Below are 16,047 nucleotides of genomic sequence, written 5' to 3'. Positions count from 1 at the left end.
AATGTCATTAATAAAAATATCTAATTTAACCAAGACATATGGAAAGAATAAGGTTCTAGATAATGTTTCATTAACAATAGAGGAAAATAAGATATATGGATTATTGGGAAGAAATGGGGCAGGGAAAACAACTTTACTAAACCTTATAACTAATAGAATATTCCCAACTGAAGGTAAAATTACAATTGATAATGAAGATTTAATAGAAAACGATAAGGTAAATGATAAAATTTATTTTATGACAGAGCAAGATTTATATCCACCAAGTTTAAAAATCAAAGATTTATTTAAATGGACAAAAGAATTCTATAATAATTTTGATATGGACTATGCATTAAATTTAAGCAAAAAGTTTGGACTTAATGTTGATAAAAAATTTAAAGAGTTATCTACTGGATATTCTTCAATATGTAAAATAATAATAACTTTATCATCAGGAGCTGAAATATTACTTTTTGATGAGCCTGTTTTAGGATTAGATGCAAATCATAGAGATATGTTTTATAAAGAATTAGTTGCAAATTATATAGATGAGCCAAAGACTATAGTACTTTCAACTCATATTATAGAAGAGGTTTCAGAGATTTTAGAAAAAGTAATAATAATTAAGAATGGAAAAGTTTTAGGTGATAGAGAAGTAGAAGGGTTATTAGGAGAAGCTTACTTAGTATCAGGAGCAGCTGAAAAAGTAGATAAGTATTTAGAAGGTAAGAATTGTATTAATATAGAAACTATAGCTGGATTTAAGGAGGCTACAATCATTGGGGGATTAACTAAAGAAAATAAAAAGGAGATAGTAGAATTAGGGTTAGAAATTTCAAAAGTTGAACTTCAAAAATTGTTTATTCATTTAACAGGAGAGGAGGAAGCTAAGTAATGAAGATAAAATCAATAGTTAAATATAATATAGGCTCTTTAAAAAAATCAATATTAATATATTATTGCGTATTCATTGCTATATGCGCTCTCTCAACAATATTTGCTTATAAATTTAATGGAACAATATCGTCATCGGGAATAGAACTTTCTTCTGCCATATTTATATTTGTTGTAGGATTAAATGTGTTTAAGGAAAATTTTTATTTTATAAAGGCTAATAACTTATCTAGAAAGAGTTACTTTTATGGAACAGTATTATCAATGGTTTCAATATCTATAGGGATGTCATTTATAGATTTAATTCTAAATAGGATATATAACATTTTTGTTAACTGTCCAACTAATTATGATATGATATATACGGATTACGTTAATATTTGGAATTATGCTAATAATGGGTGGGTTCAAAGTAATAGTTTAGAAACACTTTTTAATACGTTTTTATTTCAAGTATCTGTATATTTAATGGTATTTCTTTTAGGGTTTGTAATAACCATGCTTTATTATAAATGCAATAAATTAATGAAGACTGTAATATCAATTATTCCAATATTATTAATTATAGTTTTTAATATGATATTTAATATGATGGTATTAAGTTTTCCATATTTATTAGGTAAAATTTCTGAGGCTTTATTTTATATTTTAGGAATTTTACCTAGAAATGTATATATGACTATTTCAACTTTTAGCATTACATCTGTAGCATTAGCTGCTGTTGCATATATATTAATAAGAAAAATGACAATAAAACAAAAATAGTATAAATAAAAAATGAAGCCCTATTAATTAGAGCTTCATTTTTTATTTGTTTATATTTATATGAGATATGTGAAAACACATATGAAGTGACTTAAGCTTCCTAAGATAATAAATATATGGAATATTTCATGAAAACCAAACTTACCTAATTGAAGTTTTTTAGGCTTTATTCCATATATAACACCACCTACTGTGTAAAGAACACCTCCAAGTACTAATAAAAATAAACTAATAGGATTTAGTACTTGTGATAATGGTTTAATCATAAATATAGCAGCCCATCCTAGACCAATATAAAGAGATGTTTGTAACCATCTTGGGCAATTAAACCATAACATCCTAAATAATATGCCAGCTAAAGCTATAGAAGCTATAGTTGTAAAAAATACAGTTCCTTTTGAACCACCTAGAGCAATTAAGCAAAATGGTGCATAAGAACCAGCTATTAAGATAAATATCATAGAATGATCTAACTTTCTAAGTCTAAATATTATTTTTTCACTTGTTATTACGCCATGATAAGTTGCAGAAACACTATATAGTAAAATTAAGCTTATACCAAATATAACTACAGAAACAATTGCTACATTAGATGCATTATTAACTAATCCTTTTGCTAGCATTGCAATTAATGCAAATAGTGATAAAATTGCACCAACCCAATGAGTTAAACTATTTATAGGTTCTCTTAAATACTTTTCCAAAAATGAACACCCCTTTACATGTAGTTTAGAAAACTATGTACTGTTACTATTATATTAATAATATAAATTTAAAAAGTCAAAGTCTATAATATCTCAAATTTTTAGGGAAATTTATATATTTTATTAAATTCCTTGAAATATCTAACTGATACTAGTATATTTAAATATAGATATATTAATAGGTAGTTTGCAAAACTACATGGAGGTACATATGGATATTAATGAATTAAAAGAAAAATTTAGTGAGCTGAATTTACAAAATCAATTAACATTAGATGAAATACCTGAGATAGATTTATATATGGATCAAGTAACACAGCTTTTTGATAGTAAGTTTAATGAAACTAAGAGAAATGAAGATGATAAGGCATTAACAAAAACTATGGTTAACAATTATGCTAAAGGAAAACTTTTAATGTCTGTAAAAAATAAAAAGTATAGCAAGGAACACTTACTTTTAATGAGTCTTATTTATAATTTAAAGGGAGCGTTATCAATAAGTGATATAAAGAGTTCATTAAATAAAATAGTTATATCCTTAGAAAATGAAGAAGATTATCCAATAAGAGAATTATATAAATTGTATTTAAAACAATATGGGGAAGATTTAAAAGATGTAGAAGGTTCAATTGAAATAAAATATGATAGTATTGAAAATATGATAGCAAAAGAAGAAAATTTAAGTTCTGATGAATTTGAAAAAAACTTTTTATTGCTTAGTTCATTTATTAATATGAGTAATATGTATAGAAGAATGGGCGAAAAGTTAATAGATGATTATTTTAATAAATTATAAGAGGTAGTTTATGAGGGATTATAGCATTTTAAAAGAAGAATTAAGAAGAATAGATGGTAAGGGATATAAAGCATATAAGGACTTACAAGGCGAATATGACTTTAAAAGTTATATTTTATGTATTGATCATGTTCAAGGAGATCCTTTTGCATCTCCATCAAGAGTTAGAGTTGTTATTGATAAAAAGATAGCTGATTTCCCAGAAAATTTATTAAATGAAAAATATAAAAGAATTGCAGTTTCAGATTTTATAACTAGACTATTTTATTCAAATATAAATAAGTATAGTGAAAGAATATTTGGATCAGGAAAAAGTGGATTAATTACAATAAGTAAGTGTCCTCAAGAAATATTGGAGAGAACTTCAATAATAATAAATAAAAATAACATAGAAGCAAGATTTTATGTTGGTTTTCCAGCTAGAGGTAGAAGTGTATTAGCTAAGGAGTTAGAAAAGATATTATATAATATTGTTCCTAGTATAGTAGAAAATACATTAATATATAAGAATATTAATAAGAATAAGCTTATTGATAGGATAAGGATGATGGAAGATCAAGAATACATCAGAGCTAACCTTAAGAAAAATAAATTAATTGCTTTTGTGGCCAATGGATCGATACTTCCAAGAGAAAGTGGAGTTTCATCAAGACCATTAAAAACTGCTAAAAAATTTAAATCACCTAAAAGCTTAGAAGTAGAATTTAATTTGCCTAATAGAGGCTTAATAAAAGGGATGGGAATAAAAGAAGGTATAACTTTAATAGTAGGTGGTGGATATCATGGAAAATCTACTATTTTAAATTCATTAGAGCTTGGAGTATATAATCATATCGAGGGTGATGGAAGAGAATTTGTTATAACTGATAATACTTCTGTAAAAGTTAGAGCAGAAGATGGAAGAAGCATTAAAAATACGGATATATCATTATTTATAGATAACCTGCCAAATGGAAAAGACACAATAAAGTTTACAACTGAAAATGCCAGTGGAAGTACATCTCAAGCAGCAAATATAATTGAATCAATTGAGAGTGGTGCTAATGCATTGTTAATTGATGAAGATACATCTGCAACTAATTTTATGATTAGAGATGACTTAATGCAAAGATTAGTTTCAAAAGAAAAGGAGCCTATAACTCCATTTATAGAAATAGTTAAGCCATTATATGAACAAAAAAATATTTCTACAATTTTAGTAATAGGAAGTTCAGGAGATTATTTTGATGTAGCAGATTGTATTATTCAAATGGATAATTATGAAGCAAAAGATGTAACTAAAGAAGCAAAGTCATTAATGAGAGGCGAAATAAATAAGAGAATTAAAGAAAAGGATATAAAGATAAACATAAGTTTTGATAGGAAAGTAGAAAAAGGAACTATAGAAAGCACCCATAAAGGTGTAAAAATAAAAACTATGGGAGTAAGCTCAATTATTATAAATAAAGAAGATATAGATTTAAGATCAGTTGAGCAAATAGTAGATAATGAGCAACTAAATTCAATAGGTGCTATTATGAAGTGGGCAGAAGATAATATGATGAAGAAATCATTAGCTTTTGAAGAAATGATTGATTATATATATGAAGAGATAAATAAAAAAGGATTAATTTCTATAGATAAGATATATGGTGGATCTGGAAGTTTATCAATGCCAAGAAAACAAGAAGTTATGGCTGCTTATAATAGATATAGAAAGCTTATATTATAAGAAGAATCATTAATTTACAAATATTATTTATATAATCAGATAAGAATAAGTTGTATCAAAATAAATTTTGATATTAGCCGATGAAAAGTGAAGTTTTAATTAAAACTTCACTTTTGGTGCATATATATAATATATAAAAGTTTATATTTAAGTTTAAAAACGTCTTTAAGTAAGTAAAATCAATGGTTTAAAAGGAATTAATGAAACGGGATACCCTTTATAAAAATAAGAGATTAACTTTTTAAGAGAATAAAGTTCACTTGAAATTGAATAAATTTTAGGAGTATTTCTTATGAATGAAAAAGATATATTTATAAGATTTAACAGGATTAACTATAAAGAAGAAATTAATTGGTGTAAAAATTAACGATAAAATAATTAAATATTTTAGGTTAATAACTTATCATATAGATTGTAAAATAATCCATAGGATTTTTATTTATTTAGAATATGAATTAATAAATAAGGTAAAGGGAGAGATTTTATGTTTTTATATAAAAATACCATGGATAAGTTAAATGGTTTTGCAAAAAAATATAGATGGAATGAAGAAAAGGAGAACTTTCTGTATTTAATATTAGTCATTTAGGTGAATATTATGGAGAAGATGTAACATTTGAATCTGGGGGAGCAGGGCTTGTATAAACTATTGATGACTACAGTCATTTTGCTATGATGATGGTTAATAAAGGTGAACATAATGGTAAACGAATATTAGGCCGTAAAACTATAGAGTTTATGGCACAAGATAGATTAGCTTCAGATCAAAATATGGATCCAAAGGAAAATGTGGTATTTATGTATTTTATTCAAAGATGCGATTCTAGAGTTACACCAATTGTTAGAAAGCTTAGAATGGCTACTTATGCAGCATTAGAATAATATATTTAAAATTAAATTTGATTAGTAATTTATATAGATGAGTTTATTTTAGTATAAACTCATCTATTATACTTTAAAGATATTTTATAATTTCTTTAATAGTGCTTTCATTTCTTCAACACCTTTACTTTGTGTAGTTACAATATTTTCAGCAAGCTTTCTAAGCTCAGGATCCTTTGTATATTTTAAAATATCTTTTGCCATGCCAATAGCACCTTCATGGTGATATATCATTTCTTGAAGAAAATTAGCATCAACATTATTAGTTATTTCAACACCTTGCATTTCCTTAAACATCTTATCTTTTACTTTATTATATTCTTCTAGATATTCTTCAGAGTCTGCTTTACTTGAAGGTTTTTCTTTATCAAATTTAGCTTTTAGTTGCTTCATAATTGGAATTTGTGCTTCTTGAGAAGTAATGATATTTTCAGCAATTTTTTTTACTTCTGGATTAGAGCCATATTTAACGATTGCTTTTGCCATATTTATGCCACCCTCATGGTGAGGTATCATTTCTAAGACAAAGTCTAAATTAACATTTCCAGTATTAGGTGCAGCATTCATAGCCTTCATCATATTATTAAATATTGTTGTGTATTCTTCATTATATCCTTGCTTTTCGTTAAAAATAATAGAATTATTAATATTAGCAGAGACCTTTTGAAGTGGTGAAATAAAATTAATATTTGCAATTGATGTTGATATTAATAGCGATAAAAGTAATGTTTTCATAAATATCCTCCTAAGGCGTATTCATAGTTAGTATTTAATAAAAAAATAAATATATACTAACGAATAATGTTAATAGTAAGGAGATAAGTATTAAATTACCTACATTAAATTATTTCTTTAAAATTTCAATAATTTCTGTTAATGTAGAAATTTCATAAGTAGGCTTAAAATTAGTTTTATTTTCAATTTTACATGTATTAAGCCAACATGTATCTATACCAAAGTTTATTCCGCCTTGAATATCTGATGTTAAGCTATCACCTACCATTAATACCTTGCTTTTATCATTATAATTTAGATTGTTTAAAGCAATTTTAAATATATCATAATTTGGTTTTGATACACTGACTTCTTCGGATATTATAATATCATCAAAATATTTAGCTATATTAGATTTTCTTATTCTATTACTTTGAACATCTGATAGTCCATTAGTTATTATAGAAAGTCTATAATTTTTACTAAGTTCTTCTACAAGATTAAAGCTTTCCTCATATAAGATTGAAGAATGAGATAAATGTTTTAAATATGATTTAGAAAATTCAAGTTCATCAAACTTTATATTTAATTCATGAGATAATCTTTTAAATCTCTCAACTTTTAATTTTTCTTGAGAAATAAGACCACATTCAAATTCCTTCCAAATAGCAGTATTTATATCAGAATATATTTTAAGATGATAATCTTCTCTATAATCAATATTAAATTCTAAAATTGCCTTTTCAAAAGCATATTTTTCAGATTCCCTAAAATCAAATAATGTTTCATCTGCATCGAATATTATAACTTCATATTTCATAAAAGTCCCCCTAGTGTATTTATTTACATAATTATAAATATAGCATATAAATTCAATAAATATTTAATATTTAATTAAAATATATAATTTCAAAATTTACATTTCATTATAACTAAATTACAATATTTATATTAATTAATACATGACATATGTTATTATAGGAGAAATTATGAGAAGAATATCAGATAGAAGTCTTTTAAAGTACTATATTGATAAACATAATATAGAAGAAATATTAGATTAAGAAATTATAGATTATGCTCAGATTCATTTTTATGAGAAGGAAGAATATATATTACAGGCACAAGATGATCTTTAATATTATTATTTACTTGTAGATGTTAAGATAAAGATATCGTATCTTTTTGAAAATGGTAAATCAATGTTTTTAAAGTTTTATAGTAATTTTAATTCAATAGGAGATATAGAATTATTAAAGAATACTAATATACTTTGTGATATTAATGCTATAGGTGATACATATTTAATAGCAATACCGTCAGATATAATTAGAAAGAAGTTCCTGGGAAATATTAAATTTACAAGGCATTTAGATAGAACGTTTAAAGAGTTAGAATCAGAATCAATTATAAGATGTGATAATAAGAAAATATAAATTTTAGATGAACAAAGACTAAGAGATTTATCAAAATGTATATTTATAAAATCCTTCTAAGAATTTTTATAAGAATTATTCATTAAGAAAAATATATTAAAGTTTTGATATATAAATAGTAAATTGATATAATATTTTTAATTTGATTTATATAATATGAGAATTTTATATTTTAAATAGAGAGATAAAGCTAAAATAGATTGGGAGTGAAGATATGAAGGAATTAAAGGGGATAGAAGAAAAAATTTTGGATAGAGCATTATATCTTTTTGGAAAAAATGGGTCAACTAATGTTTCAATTAGAACAATAGTAAAAGAAGCTGAAGTAAATGTAAGTGCAATAAATTACTATTTTGGCAGTAAGGATAATATGCTGAAATATGTTAAACAATTTTATATAGACAATATTACTCAAGCATATTCGCCATTAGATTATGAAGAGTTAAGTAATGAAGAGAGACTTATTAGATGCGCTAATGAAATTATAGAATATTCGTTAAGATATCCTGGTGTACTTGTTATGAATAAGGAGGCCACTGATTCAAAAGAAAAGGATGAAATGGATGTAAAAATAATTGAAACTACAAAAGAAAAAAATAGAAAATTGGATAGTACATTGATAGAGGTTTTAAATTGTGAAGGCGAGGAAGTTAAATATAAAAGAGCTATATTTATTTCGTCTATTATATATCCATTTATGGGCGAAGATCATGAATTTTTTGGTGAGGAAATATCAAATAATATAGATTCAAGACTTAATTACATAAAATATATACTAAAGATGTTAAAAGGAAATGATATGAAAATGTAGGTTATTATCTCATTTAATAAATGAGATATTTTTTTTGTTAAAATTAAAACAAAATGTTTGAAACATATTGATTTAATTTTAACAAAGTCATATAATGAATGTGAGGGAAATATTGAAAATCAAATTTTGGAGGTAGCGAAATGGCATTTAATGATCTTTTTAGTCCAATAAAAATTAGAGGAATGGAAATAAGAAATAGAATTGAATTTCCTGCAATGGGAACAAAGATGGTAAAAGATGAGAAGGTAGTTACTGATCAGCTTATAAATTACCATGCTGCAAGATCTTTAGGAGGAAATGGCTTAAACTTCACAGAAGTATGTTCTGTATATGATAAAGCTGCACCGAAAAACTTTTTAGCACTATCAGATGATAAATATATTCCAGGAATGAAAAAGCTTGCTGATGCAATACATGAAGGTGGAGCAAAGGCAGGAGTACAATTATGGCTTGGTGGTTCAGCTGTATTATTTGGAGATCAAACTTCAATGGTAGTAGTTCCAAGTGATTTTAAAGTTGAAGGAACAGACTATGTTATAAAAGCTGCAAGCAAGGAAATAATAAATGAATGTATTAAGGCTTTTGGAGATGCAGCTAAACGTGCTGTAGAAGCAGGATATGATACTGTAGAGTTTCATGCTGGACATAATTACACACCACACTCATTCTTAAGTAAGGCTTTTAATAAAAGAATGGATGAATACGGTGGAAGCTTAGAAAATCGTGCTAGATTTTTATTAGAGTGTATAAAATCTATAAGAGAAAACATACCAGAAGATATGCCTTTATTTATGAGAATAGATGCTCATGATGATTGTGTAGAAGATGGACTTACTATAGAAGAGGTTATTCAATTTTGTAAATGGGCTAAAGAGGCTGGAGTAGATGTACTTGATGTATCACGTGGAAATTTTTCAAGTGCAGCTGTAAAATATGAAGTGCCACCAGTTGACGTACCAAGAGGATTTAATGTTGAAAATGCAGCAAGAATTAAAAAAGAAACTGGAATGATTACTGTTGCTGTTGGAAGAATTAATGATCCAGAGCAAGCAGATGAAATAATTAGAAGTGGAAAAGCAGATATGGTTGTTATGGGACGAGCTCAATTAGCTGACCCAGAATTCTGTAATAAAGCTAAGAATGGAAATGTTGATGATATAGTACGTTGTGTTGGATGTAATCAAGGTTGTTATGATGGATTTACTAATCCAGATGCACCATTTATAACTTGTATGAGAAATCCTGCTTTAGGTAGAGAAGCCGAATTTGTTATTAATAAAACAGATAATCCTAAAAAGGTATTAATAGTTGGTGGGGGAGTAGCTGGATTAGAAGCTTCTATAGAATTAAAGGATAGAGGACATAATCCAATCTTATGTGAAGCATCTGATTCACTAGGTGGACAATTTGTTCTTGCTGGTGCAGCACCAAGAAAAGAAGAAATGAAGGAAGCTGCTATAGCAATGGGAGAAATGGCTAAGAGAAAGGGAGTTGAAATAAAATTATCAACACCTGTTAATGCTGAAGTAATTAAGGATATAAATCCAGATGAAGTTATAATAGCAGCTGGTGCAGAACCAATAAAGTTAAATGTACCAGGAGCAAATTTACCTCATGTAACTAATTCTCATGATATACTTGCAGGAAAAGCGAAGGTAAATGGGGATATAGTTGTAATTGGAGGAGGCCTAGTTGGCTTAGAAGTTGCTGAGTATTTATCAGGAAATGTTAATAAAATTACTGTAGTGGAAATGCTTAATGAAGTAGCAAAGGATTTAGGGCAATTAAGAAAGATTTGTGTTATGGAAAGCTTATATCATGAAGGAATTAAGACCATAACTGAAGCAAAATGTGTTGAAATAAAGGAAAAATCAATAGTTATAGATAGAAATGGAGTAGTTGAAGAAGTTCCATGTGATTCAGTTATAGTTGCAATAGGAGCAAGATCTCGTAATTTTGAATCAATATCTGACTATTGCAAAGAAAATAATATACCATATCACGTAATTGGAGATGCAGTTAGAGCTCGTAGAGCACTTAATTGCATAGAAGAGGCATCTGAAGTAGCAAGAAGAATTTAATATATTAAATATGTAGTGGTATCTATAATTTAGGTGCCACTTTTTTATATAAACATTCAAATGTTATTAAAAAACATTAATAGGTTGAATTGGAAAATTTAAAATGATAATATTTTAATGAGTGAAATGTGTATGAAAGGGGTATAATCTATGGAAGAATTTATAGATGTATTGCAAGATTATATTTTGCTTATAAAAGATGGAAAAATAAAATTCTATAATAAAGCACTAAGAAATTTATTAGGAGATAATTTAAAAGAGTTAAATGACCTTAACATATTAGAACTACTTACAGACAAAGATAAATCAGATAGATACATAATTATTAATGATAAAAATGATAAAGAAGTTATATTTCAGCCTATTATTAAAAATATTATTATAGATAAAACGGAATTAAGCTTGATAACTCTAAAGGAATTAAAAAGTAAATCGTATAATATAGGTGATTTAGAGTTGATATTAGACAATATACCGTTAATTGCTTGGATAAAAGATACAAATGGTAAATATGTATATGCTAACAAGAGATATGCAGATGTCCTATGTATAGATAAATCTGAGATAATAGGAAAAGATGATAGTTATATTTGGGACATAAATCAATCAAATATATTTAAAAATGAAGACAGGAAAATAATAGAGGAAAAAGGTTATTTTGTTATGCCTCAAAAGTTTAATATAGGAAATAAATACATGTGGCATAATGTAAGGAAATTTTCAGTTTTAGATGAATGTGAAAAAGTAAAATTTATTATGGGATTTGCTGATAATATAAGCGATAAAATTACATTAAATGAAAAGAAAAGTGTATTAGAACATGAAATACAAATGGAAACTTTAAAAAATGAATTTTTTACAAATATATCACATGAGTTTAAAACCCCATTAAACATAATAATTAGTGCAAGCAAATTGATTAATACATACATAGAAAATAGAGCTAAAGAAAACTTAAATGATATAATTCTTAAAAAATATACTAAGTCAATAGAGAAAAATGCTTTTAGGTTAGAACGATTAATAAATAATTTAATAGATATAACAAAAATTGATTCTGGAGATTATGAAATATCTATAAACAATTATAATATTGTATCATTAGTAGAAAATATAGCTTTAGCAGTAGTAGATTATATTAGATCTGAAGATATATCAATAATATTTGATACGAATAAAGAAGAAAAAATTGTAAAGTGTGATAAGGAGAGTATTGAAAGGATAATATTAAATTTATTATCTAATTCAATAAAACATATTCATGGAGAAGGAAATATAGTAGTTAATATTAATGCATATGAAGATTATGTGGATATAACTGTAAAGGATGATGGTGAAGGGATTCCTAAAGAATATATAGAGAATGTTTTCAATAAATTTGGACAAGCAGATAAGAGCTTGTCAAGAAAACATGAAGGTAGTGGATTAGGCTTATTTATAGTGAAGTCGTTAGTAGAAATGCATGGTGGACTTATTAACATAGAGAGTGAAGTAGGAGTTGGGACTGAAGTTACAATAAGACTATATTCAAATGAACTAGAAAATAGTAAAGAAGTTAATGCGGAAGTAGAGGAGCTTATTAATAAATGTGGTAAAGAGTTTTCAGATATTTATTGCATTTAGTTTAGCTCTATTAATATAGATACATATTTAAATTTATAAAATGACGAAATATATGAATATAATAGTATTGATATCTATCTAATAATTTTTAGGTAAATTATATAACTAAAACTTTATATTGTAATATAATAAAATTAATATGTTATGAATGGAAATAATTTATAAAAATGTTTAATGTATATGGAGGGTTTATGGCAATGAAAGTTAATATTCAAAAGCCAAAGTTCCTAGATGAGCTTGAAGAAGTAGAAGATATCACAGAGGAAATAATTGAAGCTGATAAGATTCAAAATAAAATAGTAGAAAATATAGCAATAGAAAATATGATTAGTAAAGGAATTACAATAGATTCTTGTATATTTAAGAATGTAGTATTTGAAAGCTCATCACTTAGAAATATTGACTTATTAGATACAAGATTTGAAAATTGTGATTTATCTAATGTTGATTTAGGTGATGGGAGTATACATAGAGTAGAGTTTGTTAACTGTAAATTACTTGGAGCAAAGTTAGATGAGTGTAATATAAAGGATGTCGCGTTTCGCGACTCCCTAGGAAAATATATAAATTTATCTTATTCAAAGCTAAAGAATGTATGTATAGAAGATTGTAATTTCAAAGAAAGCATATTTCAACAGGTTAAATTTGATAAAGTTAGTTTTAATAATACAGATTTAACTGCTTCATATTTTAATAAAACATCATTAAATAAAGTGGATTTGACCACTTGTGATATAACTGAAATAGATGTTGAAATAAGTGATTTATCAGGTGCAATTGTAACTAGCATTCAGGGATTAGATTTAACTAGATTAATGAATATAGTAATTAAGTAATAAGATACAACTATTATTTTTATAAAAAAGAAGACAGTATAGAGTTTAAATTGATTAAATTCTATACTGTCTTTTTATATATTTAATATTTAAAGGAGAGATAAACTATATTAATTTAGTTGATTTTTTCCCAAGCACCCCACTGATTTGATCCAGGAGTTTCACCTTGTGTCCACCATTTAGCTTTATACTTAACACCGTTATACATAACAATGTCACCAGCTACATAAGCTTTAGTAGGACTATAGGTTGGAATCTCTGGCGTTGTATCATTAACAATAGTAATTGTTGCTTTAGCAGTAGTTATTAGTCCTTTACTATCAGTAACTGAGTAAGTTAAATCGTAAGCACCAGCTTTAGTTGTATCAACAGTACCAGAAACAACTATTTTACTAGTTAAATCACCATCTTCTTTATCAGAAGCAGTAACACCGGTTAGAGGGTTAAAGCTTGTACCGATATTAATTTGTTTATTAACTGCACCATTAATAACTGGAGCTGTATTTTCAGTAGGAGTTGATCCATCAGGAAGGACTCTTATTAATTTCCAATATTTTGTGTTAGCTGGAGAGCCATCATCTGTAGGAGGTATATACCAAGAAATACATTCATATAGGGCATCTTTATAAACAACTTGATCTCCATATTTGTAAGTTTTACTTGAATCATAGAATTGTTGTCCAGGTTCTAATATTCTTAGAACAGTTATTATTCTTTCCTTAGTTGTAGCTAATCCTTTGCTGTCTGTAACTGTGTATTTTAGAGTATAGTCACCAGCTTTAGATGTGTTAACTGATCCAGAAACTGAGATCTTACTAGTTAAGTCACCATCTTCTTTGTCAGAAGCAGTAATACCTGCTAAAGGATTAAATGAATCACCTAAATTTATTGAAGTATTTGAAATTCCTTTTAATGTTGGAGCATAGTTTCCATTTGAAGGAACATTTGATGGAAGCATTCCATTAAATGTTAAGTTTTTTACTCCTCCAAAGCATAGTTTAATTGATCCTGCTAATGAAGCTGTTTCTCCAACTCCAAGGTTTTGCCATCCTGATGATGTTATTGTAACTCTATTAAAATCTCCAATATCTTCAATTGTTGCAGTTCCACCTTGAGGTTGAGCGAATATTGCTGATTTCGGCAAATCAAAACTTACAGTCCAGCCTTTATCTATTGCCATATCTGTTTTATTTGTAACTTTGATATCATAAGTGTAATTTGGATGATCATATTTTCCTCCAAATATAACCTCTACATCAGTTTGAGATAATCCTGGAATAGAATCATCTGTTACTTTACAATTTCCTATTGCATCTAAGCCAGATTTTAATCTACTTGTTAGTGTATCTCCAAAAGTATATTTTCCTTCATTTATATTAGTAGAGCCTGGTTTATAATTAGGATTTGGTCCAAAATCTCCATTCATTACCCATATTAATGCTCCACCTAAGTTTTTGTTTTTAATATATTCTACTCTTTTATCTATTGATTTTTCATTTTCAAAAGATAGGAATACCTTCTTTTCATTTTGCCAAACGTATGGAACTCCACCAACTTCATCAAAATAAACTTTTAGATTTGGATCATTTTCCATTAAGTTTAATACGTGCCACAATGGATTAGCTCCTGCAGGGTCTAAGACACCGTTATTATCTACGTCGTCGCCCCAAACGTTATATATTCCTGTAGCAGGTGTTTTACTAGAACCGTGTAGTCCGTTAGTTCCACCTTGTACATTTTCCCATCCTCTTGTATAGTAAGGGATTCCCATAATTATTTTTTCAGGAGGTAATATTCCCCTATAGTATTTATAAGCCCAATCCATATTTAATGTAGGCATGGCCATTTGTATAGTTTCTCTATCAGCTGGATCGGGATAGATATTAGCTAAGTTTTCAACGAACTCATTCCAACCACCGTGGAAGTCATAAGACATTACACTAAGAAAATCTAAATATTGAGCATAAGAATTATCAGTCATTCCACCAAGAACCCAAGAAGATGCAGTTACTGCAGCTGTCTCAAGATATTTTTTACCATCTTGCTTTCCAGCGGCATCAAGTTTTTCTCTTAATGTCTTCATTAATAGATTATATCTTTCATTTAGTTTGCCTCTTCTAGGTTCAGCTAAATCTTGATCATCTGGATTACCAGAAGTTGATGTTGCAGATGGATATTCGAAGTCTATATCTATACCATCAAAGTTGTACTTTCTTACAAATTCAACACATGAATCGGCAAAAGTATTTATACCTTGATCAGTATCTAGCATTGTATAAAAACCTCTACTACCAGCCCATCCTCCAACAGACATCAATAGCTTTACGTTTGGATATTGTTTTTTCATTGTTTGAAGAACATTGAAGTGTCCTTTATAATGTAGGGTTGGATCAAGAGTAACAGCTTTACCATTGTGAGTTAATGGATGATCTGCAAATGTTTCTTCAATAGCGGCATGCTTATCTCCAAGTGTTATTTTATTAGTTGCTGGATCAATCATTCCAAAGGAATATTGAATATGAGTTAAGGATTCCCATTGCAAATCAGCAGCATCAAAATATCCTTGAGCCTCACTTTTATACGCCCATTCAGGGAAATATCCAATTATTTTTCTGTTTAAATCTGTATCGTTAATGCCTGAAGCAGTTGGTGTTATATTCTCATTATTAGTTGTGACAGCAGCTTGAGGTTGTATTGATATATTAAAAAGTGTAAATAGTGAAAGTGTTATTCCAGTTACTATTCGTTTAATTTTAATCTTTTTCATATTTTACCTCCATAATCTTAATTGAAAAAAGATGATAGAAGAGGC

General features: G+C 27.3%; 13 protein-coding genes and 1 pseudogene. 10 read left to right on the top strand and 4 right to left on the bottom strand.

The window, feature by feature from the left end; all coding sequences use genetic code 11:
- Nucleotide 1: 1 nt before the first annotated feature.
- The gene (locus J2Z25_RS07170; protein WP_209739371.1) at nt 2–877 is read left to right on the top strand and encodes an ABC transporter ATP-binding protein; all 876 of its coding nucleotides are present in this window, start codon (nt 2–4) and stop codon (nt 875–877) included.
- Entirely contained in the window at nt 877–1,641 is a 765-nt protein-coding gene (locus tag J2Z25_RS07165; RefSeq protein ID WP_209739369.1) for a hypothetical protein, read from the top strand. The genes J2Z25_RS07170 and J2Z25_RS07165 overlap by 1 nt, the downstream gene beginning before the upstream one ends.
- A 56-nt stretch (nt 1,642–1,697) precedes the next feature.
- Here J2Z25_RS07165 and trhA read toward each other — a convergent pair whose 3' ends face one another.
- A complete protein-coding gene (gene trhA, locus J2Z25_RS07160; RefSeq protein ID WP_008681402.1) occupies nt 1,698–2,345 on the bottom strand; it encodes a PAQR family membrane homeostasis protein TrhA in 648 nt (215 codons plus the stop codon).
- A gap of 211 nt (nt 2,346–2,556) precedes the next feature.
- On the opposite strand from trhA, the gene J2Z25_RS07155 reads away from it, so the two are divergent.
- The 3 genes from J2Z25_RS07155 to J2Z25_RS07145 all read left to right on the top strand — a co-directional run bounded on the left by J2Z25_RS07155 (nt 2,557) and on the right by J2Z25_RS07145 (nt 5,734).
- Complete coding sequence (locus J2Z25_RS07155; protein WP_008681403.1) at nt 2,557–3,141, top strand: DUF1836 domain-containing protein; 585 nt, start codon at nt 2,557–2,559, stop codon at nt 3,139–3,141.
- Nucleotides 3,142–3,151: 10 nt separating this feature from the next.
- On the top strand, nt 3,152–4,852 hold the full coding sequence (locus J2Z25_RS07150) for an ABC-ATPase domain-containing protein (protein ID WP_209739367.1): 1,701 nt from the start codon (nt 3,152–3,154) through the stop codon (nt 4,850–4,852).
- A 672-nt stretch (nt 4,853–5,524) separates the two neighbouring features.
- The gene (locus J2Z25_RS07145) at nt 5,525–5,734 is read left to right on the top strand and encodes a hypothetical protein (protein ID WP_209739365.1); all 210 of its coding nucleotides are present in this window, start codon (nt 5,525–5,527) and stop codon (nt 5,732–5,734) included.
- An 84-nt stretch (nt 5,735–5,818) separates the two neighbouring features.
- Here the strand turns inward: J2Z25_RS07145 and J2Z25_RS07140 are convergent, their stop codons facing one another.
- Together J2Z25_RS07140 and J2Z25_RS07135 are read right to left on the bottom strand one after the other, a co-directional pair.
- Nucleotides 5,819–6,469, bottom strand: a complete 651-nt coding sequence (locus J2Z25_RS07140; protein WP_209739364.1) for a DUF305 domain-containing protein — start codon at nt 6,467–6,469, stop codon at nt 5,819–5,821.
- 109 nt (nt 6,470–6,578) lie between these two features.
- Nucleotides 6,579–7,268 (bottom strand): YjjG family noncanonical pyrimidine nucleotidase, encoded by a 690-nt coding sequence (locus J2Z25_RS07135; protein ID WP_209739362.1) that lies wholly within the window; start codon nt 7,266–7,268, stop codon nt 6,579–6,581.
- 169 nt (nt 7,269–7,437) lie between these two features.
- On the opposite strand from J2Z25_RS07135, the pseudogene J2Z25_RS07130 reads away from it, so the two are divergent.
- The 5 genes and pseudogenes from J2Z25_RS07130 (at nt 7,438) to J2Z25_RS07110 (ending at nt 13,235) form a co-directional block, all read left to right on the top strand.
- Nucleotides 7,438–7,884: pseudogene (locus J2Z25_RS07130) on the top strand (cyclic nucleotide-binding domain-containing protein).
- A gap of 214 nt (nt 7,885–8,098) precedes the next feature.
- Nucleotides 8,099–8,695: a TetR/AcrR family transcriptional regulator gene (locus J2Z25_RS07125; protein WP_008681410.1), complete on the top strand. Its 597-nt coding sequence runs from the start codon at nt 8,099–8,101 to the stop codon at nt 8,693–8,695.
- A 140-nt stretch (nt 8,696–8,835) separates the two neighbouring features.
- Nucleotides 8,836–10,776 (top strand): bile acid Fe-S flavoenzyme BaiCD, encoded by a 1,941-nt coding sequence (baiCD, locus tag J2Z25_RS07120; RefSeq protein WP_209739360.1) that lies wholly within the window; start codon nt 8,836–8,838, stop codon nt 10,774–10,776.
- A 150-nt stretch (nt 10,777–10,926) separates the two neighbouring features.
- The gene (locus J2Z25_RS07115; RefSeq protein ID WP_209739358.1) at nt 10,927–12,399 is read left to right on the top strand and encodes a PAS domain-containing sensor histidine kinase; all 1,473 of its coding nucleotides are present in this window, start codon (nt 10,927–10,929) and stop codon (nt 12,397–12,399) included.
- Nucleotides 12,400–12,590: 191 nt separating this feature from the next.
- Nucleotides 12,591–13,235 (top strand): pentapeptide repeat-containing protein, encoded by a 645-nt coding sequence (locus J2Z25_RS07110; RefSeq protein WP_209739356.1) that lies wholly within the window; start codon nt 12,591–12,593, stop codon nt 13,233–13,235.
- Between the two features lie 115 nt (nt 13,236–13,350).
- Here J2Z25_RS07110 and J2Z25_RS07095 read toward each other — a convergent pair whose 3' ends face one another.
- Nucleotides 13,351–16,002 carry a glycosyl hydrolase family 18 protein gene (locus J2Z25_RS07095; RefSeq protein ID WP_245173142.1) on the bottom strand — a complete coding sequence of 884 codons (2,652 nt, stop codon included), beginning with the start codon at nt 16,000–16,002 and terminating at the stop codon, nt 13,351–13,353.
- Nucleotides 16,003–16,047 lie beyond the last annotated feature (45 nt).

Source organism: Clostridium tertium (assembly GCF_017873245.1).
Classification (GTDB): Bacteria; Bacillota; Clostridia; order Clostridiales; family Clostridiaceae; genus Clostridium; species Clostridium tertium.
The sequence above is the reverse complement of the archived record's forward strand: the minus strand, read 5'-3'. Positions and strand labels throughout refer to the sequence as shown.